A 14,487-nucleotide genomic window follows, 5' to 3' on the forward strand; every position below is an offset into this window, starting at 1 on the left:
GCTTCACGCGGCTTGATCTTCCAAGTGCAGGGTATCGAACAGGCGTTTGACGTAGTCGCGCGTCCCGCTCTCCATCGAGCGGGCCATCGGGTCGTCCCGATGCGGCAGTTCGATCGCGAACTCGTCGACCACGGTGCCCGGCCGGCCGGACAGCACCACGACGCGGTCCGACATGATGACGGCCTCCTGCAGGTCGTGGGTGATGAGCAGGCAGGTGACGCCGGTCTCCGCGATGGTCGTCGAGAAGCTCTTCTGCAGGACCACCTTGGTCTGCGCGTCGAGGGCGGAGAACGGCTCGTCGAGCAGCACGATCTCCGGGTCGATCGCCAGCGTCCGGGCGAGCGCGGCGCGCTGGCGCATGCCGCCGGAAAGCTGGTGGGGATAGTGGAAGGCGAAGTCGGCCAGCCGCACGCGCTGCAGCTCCGACAGCGCCCGCTCGCGGCGTTCCTTGCGCGTCATCGGCTTCTCCTCAAGGCCGAACTCGACGTTGGAGACGATGTTGCGCCAGGGCAGAAGCAGGTCCTTCTGCAGCATGAAGCCGACGTCGGACCGGGTGGAGCGCACCGGCTCGTTGTTGATCAGCACCTGTCCTTCGGTCGGGCCGTAGAGGCCGGACACCATGTTGAGGATGGTGCTCTTGCCGCAGCCCGAAGGCCCGACGACCGCGACCAGCTCTCCGGGCTTCACGGAGAACGACATGCCGGTCACCGCGGTGACCTGGTGGCCGGTCTTCCGGTCCGGGAAGACCTTGGTGATGTCTCTGAGCTCGAGGCTTGATGTCATCGCGAACCGTTGGGGTTGGAGGCCAAGGGGAGGCGTGGGGCGGGCATCAGCTCCACAGGTATCCGTAGGAGTGAATCTGTCCGATCAGCGAGGTCAGTCCGTCGCCGCCGGTGGCGGCTTCGGCGATGCGGGTGCCGCGCAGCCAGGTGCGTCCGTGCACTTCCATGCCGGCGGCGTTGCAGCGCCCCTTGAAGCGGGTCGCGTTGCACCAGAAGCCGCCCATGATCTCCGCGCCCTCCAGCGAGGCGGGGCCGTTCAGCGTCGTGCGGTCCATCGACAGGTTGCTGAGCACCTGGATGCGGTCCAGGAACGCCGCCTGCTCGAAGACCGCCCGGTCGAGCACCAGCGTGCCGCGGAACTCGGAGCGGGAGAAGCTGGCGTCCCGGCCGAAGCTGCTGCCGTCGAAGCGCGCGTCGTGCCAGAACTCCGCTCCCGAGAAGTCCGCTCCCGCCTCGAACGTGCAGTTTCGGAACCAGGCCAGTCCCCGAAAGCGCGCGCCGCTGGCGTTCACCGGGCCGCGGAAAACCGAGCCGGTGAAGTCGACGCTGGTGACGTCCAGGCCCGCCAGGCTCAGCGGCTCGTCGATGACGCGGCCGGTCAGGTCCTCGGCGGCGCCCGCCACGAACGGCGCGCGCAGCAGGTCGATGATGCTGTCGGTGGCTGCGAGCGTCATCGCGGCTGCATCGGCTCCCGCTCAGGCCGACTTCTGGTCGATGGCGGCGTCCTGCGCCTTCAGGTGTTCCTTGGCCTTGCGCACCATCATCTGGCGCAGCCGGGAGACGCCGATGTCGTGCTGGTAGAGCATCTCGCGCTTGCGGGCGTCTTCCGGGATCGATTCCAGCATGACCCGGTCCTGCTCCAGCACGAACCAGTGCCGTTCCTCCAGGAAGGCGCGATACAGGAACCGCCAGGATTCCGCGGCCAGACCCTGCACCTGGCGGCAGCGCCAGAAGAACGAGTGGTGGGTGTGCTCGTCGATGGCGACGGCGAATCCGATGATGCGGAACGGACCGCCCGGGCCGGCGCCGTTCGGGTAGGGGATGTCGAGACGGAAGAACATCGAGCCCGGCTCGACCACGACCTCGGTGGCATCGAGGTTCACGCCCTTCTGGGCGACGCGCTCGATGACGAAGCCGGTGTCGGTGCGCTCCAGGCGCATGGTGTCCTGCTTGGCGCCGTAGGCCAGCGTGAAGCTGTCGGTGTGCAGGTAGCTGGCGTGCATCGGATCGGCGGCGTTGTCGAGGGACAGCCGGTAGCTGCAGTCCCAGCGCACCATGCACGGGAAGGCTTCCCACTCGCCGTTGACGAACTCTTCCGGCGGGTTGAAGGCCGGGGCCTCCGGCTGGTCGGCGCTTGGCAGGTAGATGAACACCGCGTCGGCGCACTCGGCGGTCTCGTAGCTCTTCAGCGGGCGGCGGCCTTCCAGCGCGCACTCGGGCATCGCCGGAACGCGGACGATGGTGCCGCTGCCGTCGACCGACACGCCGTGATAGCGGCAGGCGACGTTGCCGTCCTGGACGACGCCGAGCGACAGCTTGGCCCCCCGGTGGGGGCAGAAATCCTCGATGCAGTGCACCTTGCCGTCGCCGTCACGCCAGAGAACCAGGTTCTCGCCGGCGATCTTGGTGCCGAACGGCTTGCCCGCCTTTACCTGCACCGACTTGCAGATCGGAGCCCAGAGGCCGCGAAGGCCCCGGTTGATGTAGTCGTCGACGGCGTCGCGGCCTGAAACGGTGGCAGTCATGGCTCTCATCCCCGGTTCGTGGGTGCGGGTGTCAGGCGCCGATCCCGTGCTCGGCGTGGGCGGCATCGTGGGACGCGTTGATCGCCTTCAGTTCCGCTTCGAACGAGGCGAGGGTCCAGGCGCCGCTGTCGCCGGAGGGACGCTTGGTGCCCTTTTCGTTGAGTTCGGCGACGACGGCTTCGAAATCGTGGACGCCGCGCGCATAGATGTCTTCGAGGTCGGCGGCGAGGGCGGATTCCGCTTCGGTCATCGGCCGTCCGCGTGACTGGTGGCTGAGGGCGGGATCTTGCATCGGATGCCTCCGGACACGGTGTTCGCGAGTGTGTTCATATAAGAACGATGCGTTCGTCATTTGCCATAGTGGCGCAAGATTGGTATCCAGGCAACATCTTTTCCAAACAAGCCGATCGGCGGAAAGTGGGACTTTATGGGCGGACAGATCATGCTCACCGTCTTCCTCAGGCACGACCAGTCGCAAAATCTCGAGGAGATCCAGGATCACCTCGGCGACCAGGAGTGGTGGACGGGCTTTCCCCCCGAAGGCGTCGAGATCCTCTCATGGAACGTGGTGATGGGCATCGGCCAGATCGTCACGCTGCGGATGCCGCCGGACCTGCTGCCCAAGGTGAACGTGGAACTGGAACGCCGGGCCTGGGGCGTGTTCTCCACCGAGTTCTTCCCGACCTACGACTTCGTGCCGGTCCGCGAGCGCCTGACGCGCGAGTGGAAGGCGAAGACGGGGAAGTAGCGCCCATGGCCGCCGACTTCCGATACGTGAGCGCGCCGGACGTTCCGCCGCCGCCGCCGGGGGTGTTCTCCAACGCGGTCGTGGCCGACAACGTCGTCTACGTCTCCGGCATGCACGCCGGCGGCCCCGACGGCATCGTCGGCGGCGCGTCGATGCTGGAGCAGACCCGAGAGGCGTTGCGCCGTGCCGTGTCGCTGGTCACCGCCGCCGGCGGTTCGGCCGATCGCATCGTCAAGCTGACGATCTACGTCACCGACATGGGCCGGCGCGCCGAGGTGAGCGTCGCGCGCAAGGAGGTCTTCACCACCCACCTCCCGGCCTCGACGTTCCTGCAGGTGTCCGGCTTCATCCAGGACGGCCTGCTTGTCGAGGTGGACGCCATCGCGCATCTCTGATCGGAGCCCTCGGCCACTGAGCCGAGGCCTTGCCCGGCGCCGCTGAAATGCGCGCCGGGCGGGCGCTTCCGCGTTGCCTGGCCCCGTCATTCCTGCTTTCCTCCCCGCGTCGATCCCGTCGACCGCAGGGCGCCGGCCTCGACCCACCGTTTGCCATCGCCCCAGGCGCGCACAGCGAGGTTCCCCCATGCGCAGCGAGATCACCGGTTCGACGCTCCCCGTCCTGACCATCACCCTGGAGGGCGGCGAGACGATCCTCGCCGAGCCCGATCGGCTGTCGTGGATGACGGCCAACATCGCCATGCACACCACCACCGCGACCGGCGGGGCCGGCGGCCTGTTCGGCGCGCTCGGCCGGGCGGTGGCCGGCGGCGGCCTGTTCATGACCGAATTCACGGCCGAGCGGAGCGAGGGCTTCGTTGCATTCGCCGCCACCGTCCCCGGCAACATCGTCCAGACCCAGGTCCGCGAGGGCCATGGCTACCTGATCCACCGCCACGGCTTCCTGGCCGGCAGCCAGAGCCTGTCGCTGTCGATCGGCGTGCAGCAGTCGCTCGGGTCCGGCCTGTTCGGCGGCAACGGCTTCATCCTGCAGAAGCTGTCGGGCTCCGGCGCGGCCTTCGTCGAACTCGGTGGCGAGATCGTCAGCTACGACCTTGAGGCGGGGCAGGAGCTTCTCGTCCATCCGGCTCACGTCGGCATGTTCGAGGAGAACGTCTCCTTCGAGATCACCACCGTGCGCGGCGTGAAGAACATGCTGTTCGGCGGCGACGGGCTGTTTCTCGTCCGACTGCGGGGACCGGGCAAGGTCTGGCTGCAGTCGCTCACGCCGGTGAAGCTCGCCCACGCGCTGCGTCCCTATCTGCCGTCGGGGGAGCATCACTGACGGCGCGGAGCCCGCGCGCTCAGGCCTTCATCTTGGCGAGCACCCAGGCGACGGCGCCGAGGCCGATGCTGCCGATCCCGAAGCCGATCCCGAGCCCCCACGGGATGCCCGGATAGCCGGCGTACCAGTGGCCGATAAGGCCACCGGCCACGCCCAGGATCAGCGGCGCGAGACATCCGATGGCGATCATCAGGCTGTCCCGCCGAGCGGGGCGGGCCGGCCGAGATGGTAGCCCTGGGCGGCGCCGACACGAAGCCGGCGCAGGCAGGCGAGCTCCGCCGCGGTCTCCACGCCTTCGGCGATGATGGAGCTTCCCGTCTCCGCCGCGAAGCCGACCAGGGCCCCGATCATCGCCTGGCGCACCGGGTCGGTGTCGATGTCGCGGGTCAGGCTCATGTCGAACTTGATCATGTCCGGCTCGAGCCGGAAAATGTGCCGCAGGCTGGAGTAGCCGGCGCCCGCGTCGTCGACCGCGATGCGCATCCCGCGCGCGCGGAGCGGCGCCAGGGCGGCGCGGATGGCGTCGTAGTCGGAGATCAGGATGTGCTCGGTGATCTCCACCACGATCCGGTCGGCCGGCAGGTCCCGCAGGACCGCGTCGAGCTGTGGCGAAAGCACCGTCGTTGGCGAGACGTTGATGGCCAGGAAGGCCCCGTCCGGCAGCGCCGGCAACATGGCCGTCGCGGCGCCGATCGCGGCCATCTCGAACGCCTCGCGGCGGTCCACCTCCTCGGCCTCGGCGAACCACAGGTCGGGCGTGCGCAGCGGTTCCGCCGAAATCCGGCACAGCGCCTCGTAGCCGACCGTGCGGTCGTTCTGGATGTCGACCACCGGCTGGTAGACCATGGTGAACAGGCCGTCCTCCAGAACGGCCTCGATCCGCGCCAGCTTCTCGCGCGTCTTCTGCTCGGCCCCGACCTCGCGCTCGATCTCGAAGGCGGCGAGTTCGGCGAACGCGGTCATCATCTTGTGGTCGCGCGCGTTCAGCGACGGGTCGGGATGGAAGCTCAGGCAGCAGAACATGCCGTAGCAGGTGCCGTCGGACAGGCGGATCGGCACGCTCAGGTGCGCGCCGATGGGCACCGCCCCGGTGATCGGCAGGGTCGCCGCGAACGCGTTGGCCGACGTGTCGGGAATGAGTTCGGGCAGGGTGCCCGCCAGGATGTGGCGGCAGTAGACGTCATCGAGCGACTTGGAATCGCCGACCTTGATCAGGTCGTCCAGGCCGGGCGCGTCCACCTCGCGGAACACCGAACGGTCGCCGACGAATTCCGAAACGTAGGCGACATCCATCCCGAGGTGCTTGCGGATCACCTCCAGCGAGCGGCCAACGGACTCGCTGCGGGGGACCGTCCTGTCCGCATCGGCGGTGAACAGGTTGACCATGCTCCGGGCGAGCGGCGTTTGGGTTGCGCCAGCTTCTGCCAAACTCGTCCCTCGTCGTTAAGGCTGCCAGGCCGCCAGGATTCCGGGGCTGACCGCATTTCGGTGCATGTGGCCGCGGACCCGCGGTCCCTTCCGCCGGGTCATCGGGAAGGGTGGGCAATGTCCCCACCTTCAGCGAAAGGTCGTCCCGGTCGACCGGGGCCCCGCATTCCCGCCGTCTCCCACATTGTGGGGTTTGGAGCGGTGAAAGCCAATGACCGAAACGCTGAGCTGCGCCACCGGCTGTCGCCCGCGATTCCCGGATGGTGCGGACGCATTCGGGGATCCGCCTCTTATCTTTCGGCCCACGCACGTCCATATACCGAACACCGATATAAGGGATCCGGATGTCTGCCCGGCGTGTATCTTCCACGCCTTTCGTCGCCCCCGCGCGGTCACGCGGATGAACGCGCGGCAGACCGGCATGGACCGCATCGTTCCGCGCCCTTGCGTACCCGGACCAGAACCGTCCGGACTTCCGAGTGAACGTCGAGCAGGGTCTCATCGTCCGGGTCGATCCGACCGGCACGCGAAATGCTCTGGCCTGTCCCGGGGAGGGACCCATGGCTGACCCAAGGTCCAGACCGCCCACCGTCGCTGCCCCGCCACCCCTATGGTCTGCCGAGCGCGTCTCGCGGGAGCACCTCAGGTTCGCGGCGCCGTTTCCCGTCGAGGGTCCGCTGCGCCAGTGCCCGGCCGGAACCTACGAGGTGGAGACCGTGGAAGAGCTGATAGACGGACTGTCGTTCCCGGCCTACCGCGTGGTGTCGACCGCGCTCGTCCTGCCGGTCGCGAACGGATCGGCCCGCTCCTGCCAGATGATGCCGGTGGACCCCGCGATCGTGCGCGCTGCCCGCGAAGGCGCCCCCGACGCCGGCGCGATCTGAACCGGCAGCCCCTTATGGCGCCGATGCACGGCGCTGCATCTGCCGGCCAATGACACAGACGACGCGATGATCGGCCTGCCCGTCCGCCCCCGCTGACGCCTGCGGCAACCGGCACCGCCAACAACAAAGAGAACCGATATGGCCCTGAATTTCGTGAACCCCAGCCGCAACTACGACGAGCGACGCCGGCTCATCTGCTTCGTCGGACACGACGGCATGATGGAGATCCCGTTCCTGCTCGAGGTGAACGCGCTGCCGTCCATCGAGCCCGTGGCGTCGACCTCCGAGGAGGATCTCCTGCAGGCGTTCGACACGGCGCGCAGCACCATCGAGTCGGTGGCGCGCGAATGCTATTCGCATCGCCGCCAGCGCGAATACGTTCTCACCCCCAAGGACTTCCGCTAGATCGCTTCGCTGCGAAGCGGGGTCCGGTTCTTCACAGCGTCCCGACCGGCTAGAGGCGCTTCTGGAGTTCGGAGAAGCCCATCTGCCCGAGCATGGTCGCCTGGCGCTCGCCATCGACGCCTTCGGCGGTGATTTCGATGTCCATCTCGCGGCCCATGTGCAGGATCGCCCGAACGATGGCGGCCGATCTTGGATCCGTGCTCAGGCTCGCGATGAAGCTTTCGTCGATCTTGAGCCGGTCGAACGCAAAGGCACGCAACCGCGCAATCGATGAGGTGCCTGCGCCGAAGTGGTCGAGGGCAAGGCGCGCGCCGAGGCTCTTGAGCTCGCCAAGGACGCTGCCCACGTCCCGTTCGTCGCCGACGAGGGCGGTCTCGGGAATCTCCAGCTCCAGCCGCCCTCCGGGAAAGCCGCTCTTCTCCAGCGCGGCCGCCACTGTCTCCGCCAGACTGCCGTAGGCGAACTGCACCGGCGAGACGTTCACGCAAAGGCGCAGGTTCGAATCCCAGGTCGTGGCAGTCGTGCAGGCCGCGTCGAACATCCAGGCGCTGATCTCCTGGATCAGCCCTTTCTGCTCCGCCATCGGCATGAGTTCGTCGAACGTGATCGCCCCGCGACGCGGGTGATTCCATGTAGCCAGCGCCTCGTAGGCCCGGATGCTGCCGTCCGCCCCCTGCAGCGGCGCATAGGTGAGCGAGAACTGATCCCCCGCCAGCGCTTCCGGCAGGTCGTTGGATAGATCCGCAGCCGTCGATTCCGGAGTGCCGCGCCCAGGCCGGTCGCCGGCCCCCGTCCCCAAAAATCCGTGGCCGCCGGTCCCCTTCACGCGGTAGAGCGCGGCATCGGCTTGGGCGAACAGGGCCTCGCCATCCTTCCCGTCCTCCGGAAACATCGCGAAGCCGATCGAGGCGGACACGGCGAATATGTCGGTTCCCCGCACGATCGGCTGTTCGAGCGCGTGCAGCAGCCTCTGCGCGAGCGCGGCGGGCCCGCCGGGTTGCGCCGCTCCCGCCTGGACGACGCAGAACTCGTCTCCGCCCAGGCGCGCAATGGTGTCGACGACCCGCACGTGGCTCTTGAGGCGCTGGGCCACCACCCGCAGGACATCGTCGCCTGCGGCATGGCCATGGGTGTCGTTGATGGTCTTGAAGCCGTCCAGATCGAGCAGCATCAGGCCGACGTGGCCGCCCGTCCGGCGGCCGAGGTCGATCGCCTCCGCCAGTCGCTCGTTGAACTCGGCCCGGTTGGATATTCCGGTGAGGGTGTCATGCGACGCGAGATATCGGGCCCGCGCCTCCGCTTCACGGATGCGCGTCACGTCGGAAACGCTGGCGATGATGAAGGGCTTCTCGCCGTCCTCTGTCCGCAGGTGAAGCAGTCTCTTGCGGGTGATGACGATGTGCTGCGCCCCGGCGGCGTCGGTCACCACTTCCTCGTTCTCGTTCGGCTCGCCGGTCTCGAACACCTGGTTGTCGATCTTCTGGAAGACCGCCATCTGCTCCTCGGGCAGGTCGCCGATGGTGTTGAGCACCTCTTCGCGGGTGACGCGTGCGAAGTCGCAGAAGGCGTCGTTGGCCATGACGAGGCGGTGGTCGCGACCGATGAGAAACACCGGAGCGGGAACCCCGTTCAGGATCGTCTGCAGGGTCTCGATGGTCGGCAGGATGGGGGATCTGGACAGCATCGCGATTTATACTCTTGGGCCATTCGTCTGTGCCGATCCCCAGTTAGATGGGACGGTCGGAAGCCTTCTGGCACATAAAATGGGTGGCAGGGGCACGTGGCGCTCGCGGTGGGCAGCGCCGGCTGCAGATCAGCGAGAACGGCCGAACAATCGCCGCTGCTGGGGACCCGTTCCATTGGCGGCTTGACCCGGTCCACAGCCGGAGTCACCTCTCGGGGACTGCTCCCCCTGGTCGGGCCCGCCGGCGCGATGCGCATGCCCCCAAGAACGATGCCGAACGGCACAGCCAAGAGCAATTCCCATTGATCGACGCTCTCCCGGACTTGCTGCCTCTGCTGATCGTGATCGCGGGTGCCTTCGCGGCCGGGTTCATTTCTGGCCTGGCCGGGTTTGGCACCGCGCTGATCGCCTCGGGGTTCTGGTTCCACGCCCTGCCGGCGTCCATGGTGCCGCCGCTGGTCGTGCTGGTCGCGGTCGCGTCCCAGCTGATGAGTTTCAGCAGCGTGCGGAAGTCGTTCGACTGGCGGCGTGTCACGCCCTTCCTGATCGGTGGCGCGGTCGGGGTGCCGCTTGGCGTGCTGGCGCTCTCCTACACGTCTCCCGCGGTCCTGCGGCCTTCCGTCGGCATCTTTCTCTGCGTCTATGCGCTGCTCCAGCTGCTGGGCCTTTCCAGGCTCCGCATTTCGCCGACGGTGAACCGGCTCCATGACGGCGTGGTGGGTGTCGGCGGCGGCATGCTCGGCGGCTTTGCCGGGCTTTCGGGGCCGCTGCCGCTGATCTGGCTCCAGCTGAAGGGCGGCCGCAGCGACATGCAGCGCGCCATCTATCAGCCCTTCAACCTGGTGGTGCTCGCCTTCGCGGGCGTCGCCATGACCGTCGCCGGCCAGCTCACCGGCGACGTCTGGATGATCGCCGCCGTTTGCCTGCCGGCCGTCCTCCTCGGAACGTACATCGGGACGCGCGTCTACCATGGCGTGAGCGAGCAGCGCTTCCGTGTCGTGGTGCTGGTCCTGCTCCTGGTGTCGGGGCTGGTGCTGGTGGGCCAGGCCGCCCTGGAATAGCGACCGATCCCCGCGAGGCGCGTCGGGCGGTCGATGGCGCGGGCGGCTCGCCAAATTGCTTGGTCAGCGACCGGGCCGCGGAACGCGCGCGGACGCAGAAACTCCAGACAACCTCAGGTAATCGACCCTCTTTGTGCCCTTAGGCAAAATATCGTCCAACCGAAAGATTTTCGGTATGCGAAAAAACTTTCTACTTGCGAAAGCTCTGTTCCTTGTCAGAGACTAGGGGCAAGCGCCGGGCAGGGGAGCCATCCCCGCGGGCGCATCGAGACGCGGACTGCCCCCGGGCGGGCCTCGAACCTCGAACAACAAGAAGCGGCGACTGGTTCGAAACGGGCCGGTGAGTCGACGACGCATTTGTCCCACCCCTCGTCCGTCCGGGACGCGAGGCGGCGGCAGTCAGCAACGGGAGAGAAATGTGAACACCTCAGCACAACATGTGGGTCGCGGACTTCGGCTTGCCGGCGCGGCGCTCCTCGTCGGAGCGACCGTGGGCTTCGGCGCAACCGCCGCGTTCGCCCAGGACACCGTCCAGATCGGTCTCGCCACCAAGACGTGGTTCCCGACCGTCGTCGCCCAGACGGCCGCCGACCAGGGCTTCTTCAAGGACGAAGGCATCGACGCCGAGCTCACCGTCTACCAGAGCGGCGCGGAGACGGTGACGGCCATGGTCGCCGGCGCGGCCGACGTGATCGGTTCGTCGTCGAGCGTGACCGCCTCCAGCCAGGCGAAGGGCGTCGACACCAAGCTCATCGGCCTGCTCGGCGCCGGCAACTATGGCTGGCAGCTGCTGGTCACGCCGGATTCGCCGATCAAGGATGCCAAGGATCTCGAGGGCAAGAAGGTCGGCATCACCACCGCCGGCTCGCTGTCCGACATGCTGGCCCGCTGGACCAAGTCCGAGAAGGGCGTGAATTTCGAGAGCATCCCGCTCGGCGGCGGCGGCCTTGTGCCGAACCTTCTGTCCGGCAACGTCGACGCGGCGGTGGTCTATTCGCCGCTCAGCTACGACGTGGTGATGAAGGGTGACGCCAAGTCGCTGCTCGACTACGGCACGGCGATCCCGGAACACCTGAACTCGGGCTGGGCCGCGCTCAACTCCTTCATCAAGGACGATCCGGAGCTGACCCAGAAGACGATGAACGCGCTCTATCGCGGCGTCGCCTACCTGCAGGACAACAAGGACGCGGCGGTCAAGATCATCGCCGACCTGAACAACATCCCGCCGGAAGTGGCCGAGATGGAGTGGGAAAACGTCTTCCTGAAGCTCTCGCGCACCGGCGAGATGACCCAGCAGGAAGCCGACACCGCCATGGAGATCAACCAGCTCACCGGCATCGAGAACCTGCCGGAAGCGAGCAAGATCTGGGTGGGTGACTTCACCCCGGTGAAGGTGACCGAGAAGAAATGACCGCGGCCTCCGCTGGCGGCAAAGGGGCGGGCGCGTTGCCCGCCCCCGTTGCCCGTCTCCTCATCGTGGTGGCCATCGTGGCGCTGTGGCAGTTCGCCCCCGCGCTCGGCCTGGTCGATCCCCGCCTGCTGCCGCCGCCGGTCGACGTCGTCACGATGCTCGTCCAGCTCCTCGGCGAATCCGATTTCCGCGTCCACATCGCCACGACGCTGAGCGAGACCGCCGTCGCCTTCCTGATCGCGGTGCCGGTCGGCTTCATGCTGTCGGTGCTGATCGGCGAGAGCCCCTATCTGTCGGCCGTGTTCAAGCCGCTGGTGTTCTTCATCTTCAGCATTCCGAAGTCGATCTTCCTGCCGCTGTTCATCTTCGGCTTCGGCATCTCCTTCCAGCAGAAGGTGGCCTTCGGTGTCTTCTCGACGATCTTCATCGTCATGATGATCGCCTTCGCCGCGCTGGAGAGCGTGCGCGCCGACTTGATCCGCGTGGCGCGCTCCTACGGGGCGACGCGCTCGCAGATGATCGTCCGCGTCTACCTGCCCTGCATGACCCCGGTGCTGCTCGAGGCCATCCGCGTGGCCATGATCTTCAACTTCACCGGCGTCCTGCTCGCGGAGATGTACGCGTCGCGCAAGGGGCTCGGAAACGTCATCGAACAATGGGGACAGGGCTTCCAGCTCGACCGCCTGCTGGCGACCATCGTCCTCGTCGCCGTGATCGCCATTGCCTTCAACGAGGCGATCCGCGCGCTCGAAGCAAGGAGCGAACATTGGAGGGTGTAGCCATGGCCGCTCAGGCTGCTCATGCCGGGTCCGCCGCCGCGGCGGACGAGAGCGGCGTCGTCGAGGTGTCCGGCGTCAGCCACGTCTACGAGACGGCCAAGGGCCCGACCGAGGCGCTGCGCGACATCTCGTTCCGCGTCGAGACCGGGCGCTTCGTCTCCATCGTGGGTCCGAGCGGCTGCGGAAAGTCGTCGCTCTTGATGATGGTGGCCGGCCTCATCCGCCCGACCCAGGGCGAGATCAAGGCCGGTGGTCGCCCGCTCACCGAGCCCGACCCGAGCCGCATCGGCGTCGTCTTCCAGGATGCCAGCCTCTACCCGTGGCTGACGGCCCGGCAGAACGTCGAGTTCCCGCTGTCGCTGCGCCACGTCGATAAGAAGATCCGGCGCGAGCGCTCCGACGAGGCGCTCGATCTCGTCGGCCTGAAGGGGTTCGAGGACCGCCACCCCCACGAGCTGTCGGGCGGCATGAAGCAGCGCGTCGCGCTCGCCCGCGGCCTGGTGCAGGATCCGCCGATCCTGCTGATGGACGAGCCGTTCGCGGCGCTGGACGAGCAGACCCGTCTCTCCATGGGCGACGAGGTCCTGCGCATCTGGGAGCGCACCCACAAGACGATCCTGTTCGTCACCCACGGCCTGAGCGAGGCGATCCACCTCTCCGACGAGGTGCTGGTGATGACCTCGCGCCCCGGCCAGCTCGTCGACCGCGTCGACGTCGACCTGCCGCGTCCGCGCACCTTCGAGACCCTCGGCGGGCGGCGCTTCGAGGAGCTGCGCGACCGCATCTGGCAGAGGATCAAGTCGTGAGCGCCGCCTCCCGGTCCCTGCCGTCGCCCGCCCTGGTGCGCGGCGCGATCGTCGTCGCCTTCCTCCTCGTCTGGGAGATACTGCCGCGCGCCGGGCTGGTGCCCGCGCTGTTCCTGCCGCCGCTCACCGTCACGCTCTGGACGCTGGTCACCGAGGCGCCGATCTTTGCCTCGGCCCTCCTGGTCACCCTGCAGGAGGTGGCGATCGCCATGATCTTCGCCTGCGGCGGCGGCGTGCTGGTCGGCCTCGCGGTCGGCAGCGCCGCGTCGGCGCGGCAGATCGCCCTGCCGATCTTCTCGGGCCTGTTCGCCGTGCCGCTCGTCATTCTCTATCCGCTGTTCACGGCGTGGTTCGGCATCGGCACGGAATCTAAGATCGTCTTCGCCAGCGTCTACGGCTTCCTGCCGACGATGCTCGGGGCCGCCGCCGGAGCCCAGACCGTCGACCGCCAGTTCCTCGTGGTGGCCCGCTCCATGGGCGCGACGACGGCCCAGCGCCTGCTGCGCGTCTACCTGCCGGCCACCATGCCCACCGTGCTGGCGGCCTTCCGGCTCGGCGGCGCGCTCGCCATCGTCGGCGTCGTGGTAGCGGAGATGCTCACCTCCACCGCCGGCATCGGCTTCCTGATCTCCATGTACCGCACGATGCTCGACAGCCCCCGCGTCTATGCCGCGGTGATTCTGGTGCTGCTGCTCGCCATCGCCTTCGACGGGCTGGTGCAGCTTCTGGAGCGGCGCCTCGGCATCACCGAGACGGCGCCGCGCAGGGCGCCCGGCGGCGGCGCGCCGGTGCGCGGCTGATCGGCGGCGGCATGGCGAAACGCATCACCCTCAGCTTCGACAACGGCCCGGATCCGGAGACGACGCCGGTCGTCCTCGACATCCTCGCCCGCCGGGGCATCAGGACGACCTTCTTCGTGATCGGCGAGAAGCTGCGCGACCCGGCCCGCCACGCCCTGGCCGCGCGCGCCCACGCCGAGGGCCACTGGATCGGCAACCACACCTTCCACCATCTCGCCCCGCTCGGCGCCAGCCAGTTCTCCCGGGCGGCGGAATGGGAGATCGGGCGGACCCAGGAGCTGATCGGCGAACTCGCCCATCCCGACCGGGTGTTCCGGCCGTTCGGCTCCGGCGGCGTCCTCGACGACGCGCTGCTCAGCCCCGCCGCCGTCGACTATCTCTGCCGCGAGGGCTTCAGCTGCGTCCTGTGGAACGTCATCCCTCGCGACTGGGAGGATCCGGAAGGCTGGGTGCCGCGCGCCCTGGAGATGTGCGCCGCGGAAGACTGGCCGCTGGTGGTCATCCACGATCTCGCGACGACCGCCATGGACCGGCTGGAGGCGTTCCTCGACGGCCTGGAGGCCGCTGGCTACGCGATCGTGCAGGAGTTTCCGCCCGACTGCGTGCCCATCGTGCGCGGCAAGGTCGTCGCCGACATCTCCGCCATCGTCCGCACCCAGCCGGCCGCCTGACG

Annotated in this window: 18 protein-coding genes; 11 read left to right on the forward strand and 7 right to left on the reverse strand. The window is 67.9% G+C overall.

All coding sequences use genetic code 11. The annotated features are described in order from the left end of the window. Positions 1-3: 3 nt before the first annotated feature. From AB7M35_RS18995 to AB7M35_RS19010, 4 genes are read right to left on the reverse strand one after another with little or no spacing between them, the layout of a single operon-like run. The gene (locus AB7M35_RS18995; RefSeq protein WP_453961991.1) at positions 4-783 is read right to left on the reverse strand and encodes an ABC transporter ATP-binding protein; all 780 of its coding nucleotides are present in this window, start codon (positions 781-783) and stop codon (positions 4-6) included. Between the two features lie 46 nt (positions 784-829). Continuing rightward, complete coding sequence (locus AB7M35_RS19000) at positions 830-1,456, reverse strand: pentapeptide repeat-containing protein (RefSeq protein WP_453961992.1); 627 nt, start codon at positions 1,454-1,456, stop codon at positions 830-832. Between the two features lie 21 nt (positions 1,457-1,477). Next, on the reverse strand, positions 1,478-2,527 hold the full coding sequence (locus AB7M35_RS19005) for a Rieske 2Fe-2S domain-containing protein (protein ID WP_453961993.1): 1,050 nt from the start codon (positions 2,525-2,527) through the stop codon (positions 1,478-1,480). Between the two features lie 31 nt (positions 2,528-2,558). Continuing rightward, on the reverse strand, positions 2,559-2,879 hold the full coding sequence (locus tag AB7M35_RS19010) for a recombinase-like helix-turn-helix domain-containing protein (RefSeq protein ID WP_453962571.1): 321 nt from the start codon (positions 2,877-2,879) through the stop codon (positions 2,559-2,561). A gap of 75 nt (positions 2,880-2,954) precedes the next feature. Here AB7M35_RS19010 and AB7M35_RS19015 point away from each other — a divergent pair, with 75 nt between their 5' ends. The 3 genes from AB7M35_RS19015 (at position 2,955) to AB7M35_RS19025 (ending at position 4,556) form a co-directional block, all read left to right on the forward strand. Then, positions 2,955-3,275 (forward strand): hypothetical protein, encoded by a 321-nt coding sequence (locus AB7M35_RS19015; protein ID WP_453961994.1) that lies wholly within the window; start codon positions 2,955-2,957, stop codon positions 3,273-3,275. 5 nt (positions 3,276-3,280) lie between these two features. Continuing rightward, on the forward strand, positions 3,281-3,670 hold the full coding sequence (locus AB7M35_RS19020) for a RidA family protein (protein ID WP_453961995.1): 390 nt from the start codon (positions 3,281-3,283) through the stop codon (positions 3,668-3,670). A gap of 187 nt (positions 3,671-3,857) precedes the next feature. Continuing rightward, positions 3,858-4,556, forward strand: a complete 699-nt coding sequence (locus tag AB7M35_RS19025; RefSeq protein ID WP_453961996.1) for a TIGR00266 family protein — start codon at positions 3,858-3,860, stop codon at positions 4,554-4,556. Positions 4,557-4,575: 19 nt separating this feature from the next. Here the strand turns inward: AB7M35_RS19025 and AB7M35_RS19030 are convergent, their stop codons facing one another. Both AB7M35_RS19030 and AB7M35_RS19035 read right to left on the reverse strand, forming a co-directional pair. After that, the gene (locus AB7M35_RS19030; protein ID WP_453961997.1) at positions 4,576-4,746 is read right to left on the reverse strand and encodes a hypothetical protein; all 171 of its coding nucleotides are present in this window, start codon (positions 4,744-4,746) and stop codon (positions 4,576-4,578) included. Further along, complete coding sequence (locus AB7M35_RS19035) at positions 4,746-5,984, reverse strand: sensor domain-containing phosphodiesterase (protein ID WP_453961998.1); 1,239 nt, start codon at positions 5,982-5,984, stop codon at positions 4,746-4,748. The genes AB7M35_RS19030 and AB7M35_RS19035 overlap by 1 nt, the downstream gene beginning before the upstream one ends. A gap of 560 nt (positions 5,985-6,544) precedes the next feature. On the opposite strand from AB7M35_RS19035, the gene AB7M35_RS19040 reads away from it, so the two are divergent. Continuing rightward, positions 6,545-6,868, forward strand: coding sequence for a hypothetical protein (locus tag AB7M35_RS19040; protein ID WP_453961999.1), 324 nt, complete (start codon positions 6,545-6,547; stop codon positions 6,866-6,868). Positions 6,869-7,006: 138 nt separating this feature from the next. After that, on the forward strand, positions 7,007-7,273 hold the full coding sequence (locus AB7M35_RS19045) for a DUF1488 domain-containing protein (protein ID WP_453962000.1): 267 nt from the start codon (positions 7,007-7,009) through the stop codon (positions 7,271-7,273). A 49-nt stretch (positions 7,274-7,322) separates the two neighbouring features. Here AB7M35_RS19045 and AB7M35_RS19050 read toward each other — a convergent pair whose 3' ends face one another. Then, positions 7,323-8,957, reverse strand: coding sequence for a sensor domain-containing protein (locus tag AB7M35_RS19050; RefSeq protein ID WP_453962001.1), 1,635 nt, complete (start codon positions 8,955-8,957; stop codon positions 7,323-7,325). A 302-nt stretch (positions 8,958-9,259) separates the two neighbouring features. Here AB7M35_RS19050 and AB7M35_RS19055 point away from each other — a divergent pair, with 302 nt between their 5' ends. The 6 genes from AB7M35_RS19055 to AB7M35_RS19080 all read left to right on the forward strand — a co-directional run bounded on the left by AB7M35_RS19055 (position 9,260) and on the right by AB7M35_RS19080 (position 14,485). Next, the gene (locus tag AB7M35_RS19055; protein WP_453962002.1) at positions 9,260-10,018 is read left to right on the forward strand and encodes a sulfite exporter TauE/SafE family protein; all 759 of its coding nucleotides are present in this window, start codon (positions 9,260-9,262) and stop codon (positions 10,016-10,018) included. A 418-nt stretch (positions 10,019-10,436) separates the two neighbouring features. Beyond that, positions 10,437-11,429 (forward strand): ABC transporter substrate-binding protein, encoded by a 993-nt coding sequence (locus AB7M35_RS19060; protein ID WP_453962003.1) that lies wholly within the window; start codon positions 10,437-10,439, stop codon positions 11,427-11,429. Next, positions 11,426-12,208: an ABC transporter permease gene (locus AB7M35_RS19065; RefSeq protein ID WP_453962004.1), complete on the forward strand. Its 783-nt coding sequence runs from the start codon at positions 11,426-11,428 to the stop codon at positions 12,206-12,208. Before AB7M35_RS19060 ends, AB7M35_RS19065 begins: the two co-directional genes overlap by 4 nt. A 2-nt stretch (positions 12,209-12,210) precedes the next feature. Beyond that, positions 12,211-13,014, forward strand: a complete 804-nt coding sequence (locus AB7M35_RS19070) for an ABC transporter ATP-binding protein (protein WP_453962005.1) — start codon at positions 12,211-12,213, stop codon at positions 13,012-13,014. Continuing rightward, on the forward strand, positions 13,011-13,814 hold the full coding sequence (locus tag AB7M35_RS19075) for an ABC transporter permease (protein WP_453962006.1): 804 nt from the start codon (positions 13,011-13,013) through the stop codon (positions 13,812-13,814). Before AB7M35_RS19070 ends, AB7M35_RS19075 begins: the two co-directional genes overlap by 4 nt. Positions 13,815-13,825: 11 nt before the next feature. After that, complete coding sequence (locus AB7M35_RS19080) at positions 13,826-14,485, forward strand: polysaccharide deacetylase family protein (RefSeq protein ID WP_453962007.1); 660 nt, start codon at positions 13,826-13,828, stop codon at positions 14,483-14,485. Positions 14,486-14,487: the final 2 nt, after the last annotated feature.

Source organism: Amorphus suaedae (assembly GCF_053629675.1).

Bases quoted from the DNA above. Each gene is read 5' to 3' on its own strand.
- AB7M35_RS19020 (WP_453961995.1), top strand. From the start codon at position 3,281: ATGGCCGCCGACTTCCGATACGTGAGCGCGCCGGACGTTCCGCCGCCG.
- AB7M35_RS19010 (WP_453962571.1), bottom strand. From the start codon at position 2,879: ATGACGAACGCATCGTTCTTATATGAACACACTCGCGAACACCGTGTC.
- AB7M35_RS19080 (WP_453962007.1), top strand. From the start codon at position 13,826: ATGGCGAAACGCATCACCCTCAGCTTCGACAACGGCCCGGATCCGGAG.
- AB7M35_RS19025 (WP_453961996.1), top strand. From the start codon at position 3,858: ATGCGCAGCGAGATCACCGGTTCGACGCTCCCCGTCCTGACCATCACC.
- AB7M35_RS19030 (WP_453961997.1), bottom strand. From the start codon at position 4,746: ATGATCGCCATCGGATGTCTCGCGCCGCTGATCCTGGGCGTGGCCGGT.
- AB7M35_RS19050 (WP_453962001.1), bottom strand. From the start codon at position 8,957: ATGCTGTCCAGATCCCCCATCCTGCCGACCATCGAGACCCTGCAGACG.
- AB7M35_RS19000 (WP_453961992.1), bottom strand. From the start codon at position 1,456: ATGACGCTCGCAGCCACCGACAGCATCATCGACCTGCTGCGCGCGCCG.
- AB7M35_RS19070 (WP_453962005.1), top strand. From the start codon at position 12,211: ATGGCCGCTCAGGCTGCTCATGCCGGGTCCGCCGCCGCGGCGGACGAG.
- AB7M35_RS19005 (WP_453961993.1), bottom strand. From the start codon at position 2,527: ATGACTGCCACCGTTTCAGGCCGCGACGCCGTCGACGACTACATCAAC.
- AB7M35_RS19045 (WP_453962000.1), top strand. From the start codon at position 7,007: ATGGCCCTGAATTTCGTGAACCCCAGCCGCAACTACGACGAGCGACGC.
- AB7M35_RS19015 (WP_453961994.1), top strand. From the start codon at position 2,955: ATGGGCGGACAGATCATGCTCACCGTCTTCCTCAGGCACGACCAGTCG.
- AB7M35_RS18995 (WP_453961991.1), bottom strand. From the start codon at position 783: ATGACATCAAGCCTCGAGCTCAGAGACATCACCAAGGTCTTCCCGGAC.
- AB7M35_RS19065 (WP_453962004.1), top strand. From the start codon at position 11,426: ATGACCGCGGCCTCCGCTGGCGGCAAAGGGGCGGGCGCGTTGCCCGCC.
- AB7M35_RS19040 (WP_453961999.1), top strand. From the start codon at position 6,545: ATGGCTGACCCAAGGTCCAGACCGCCCACCGTCGCTGCCCCGCCACCC.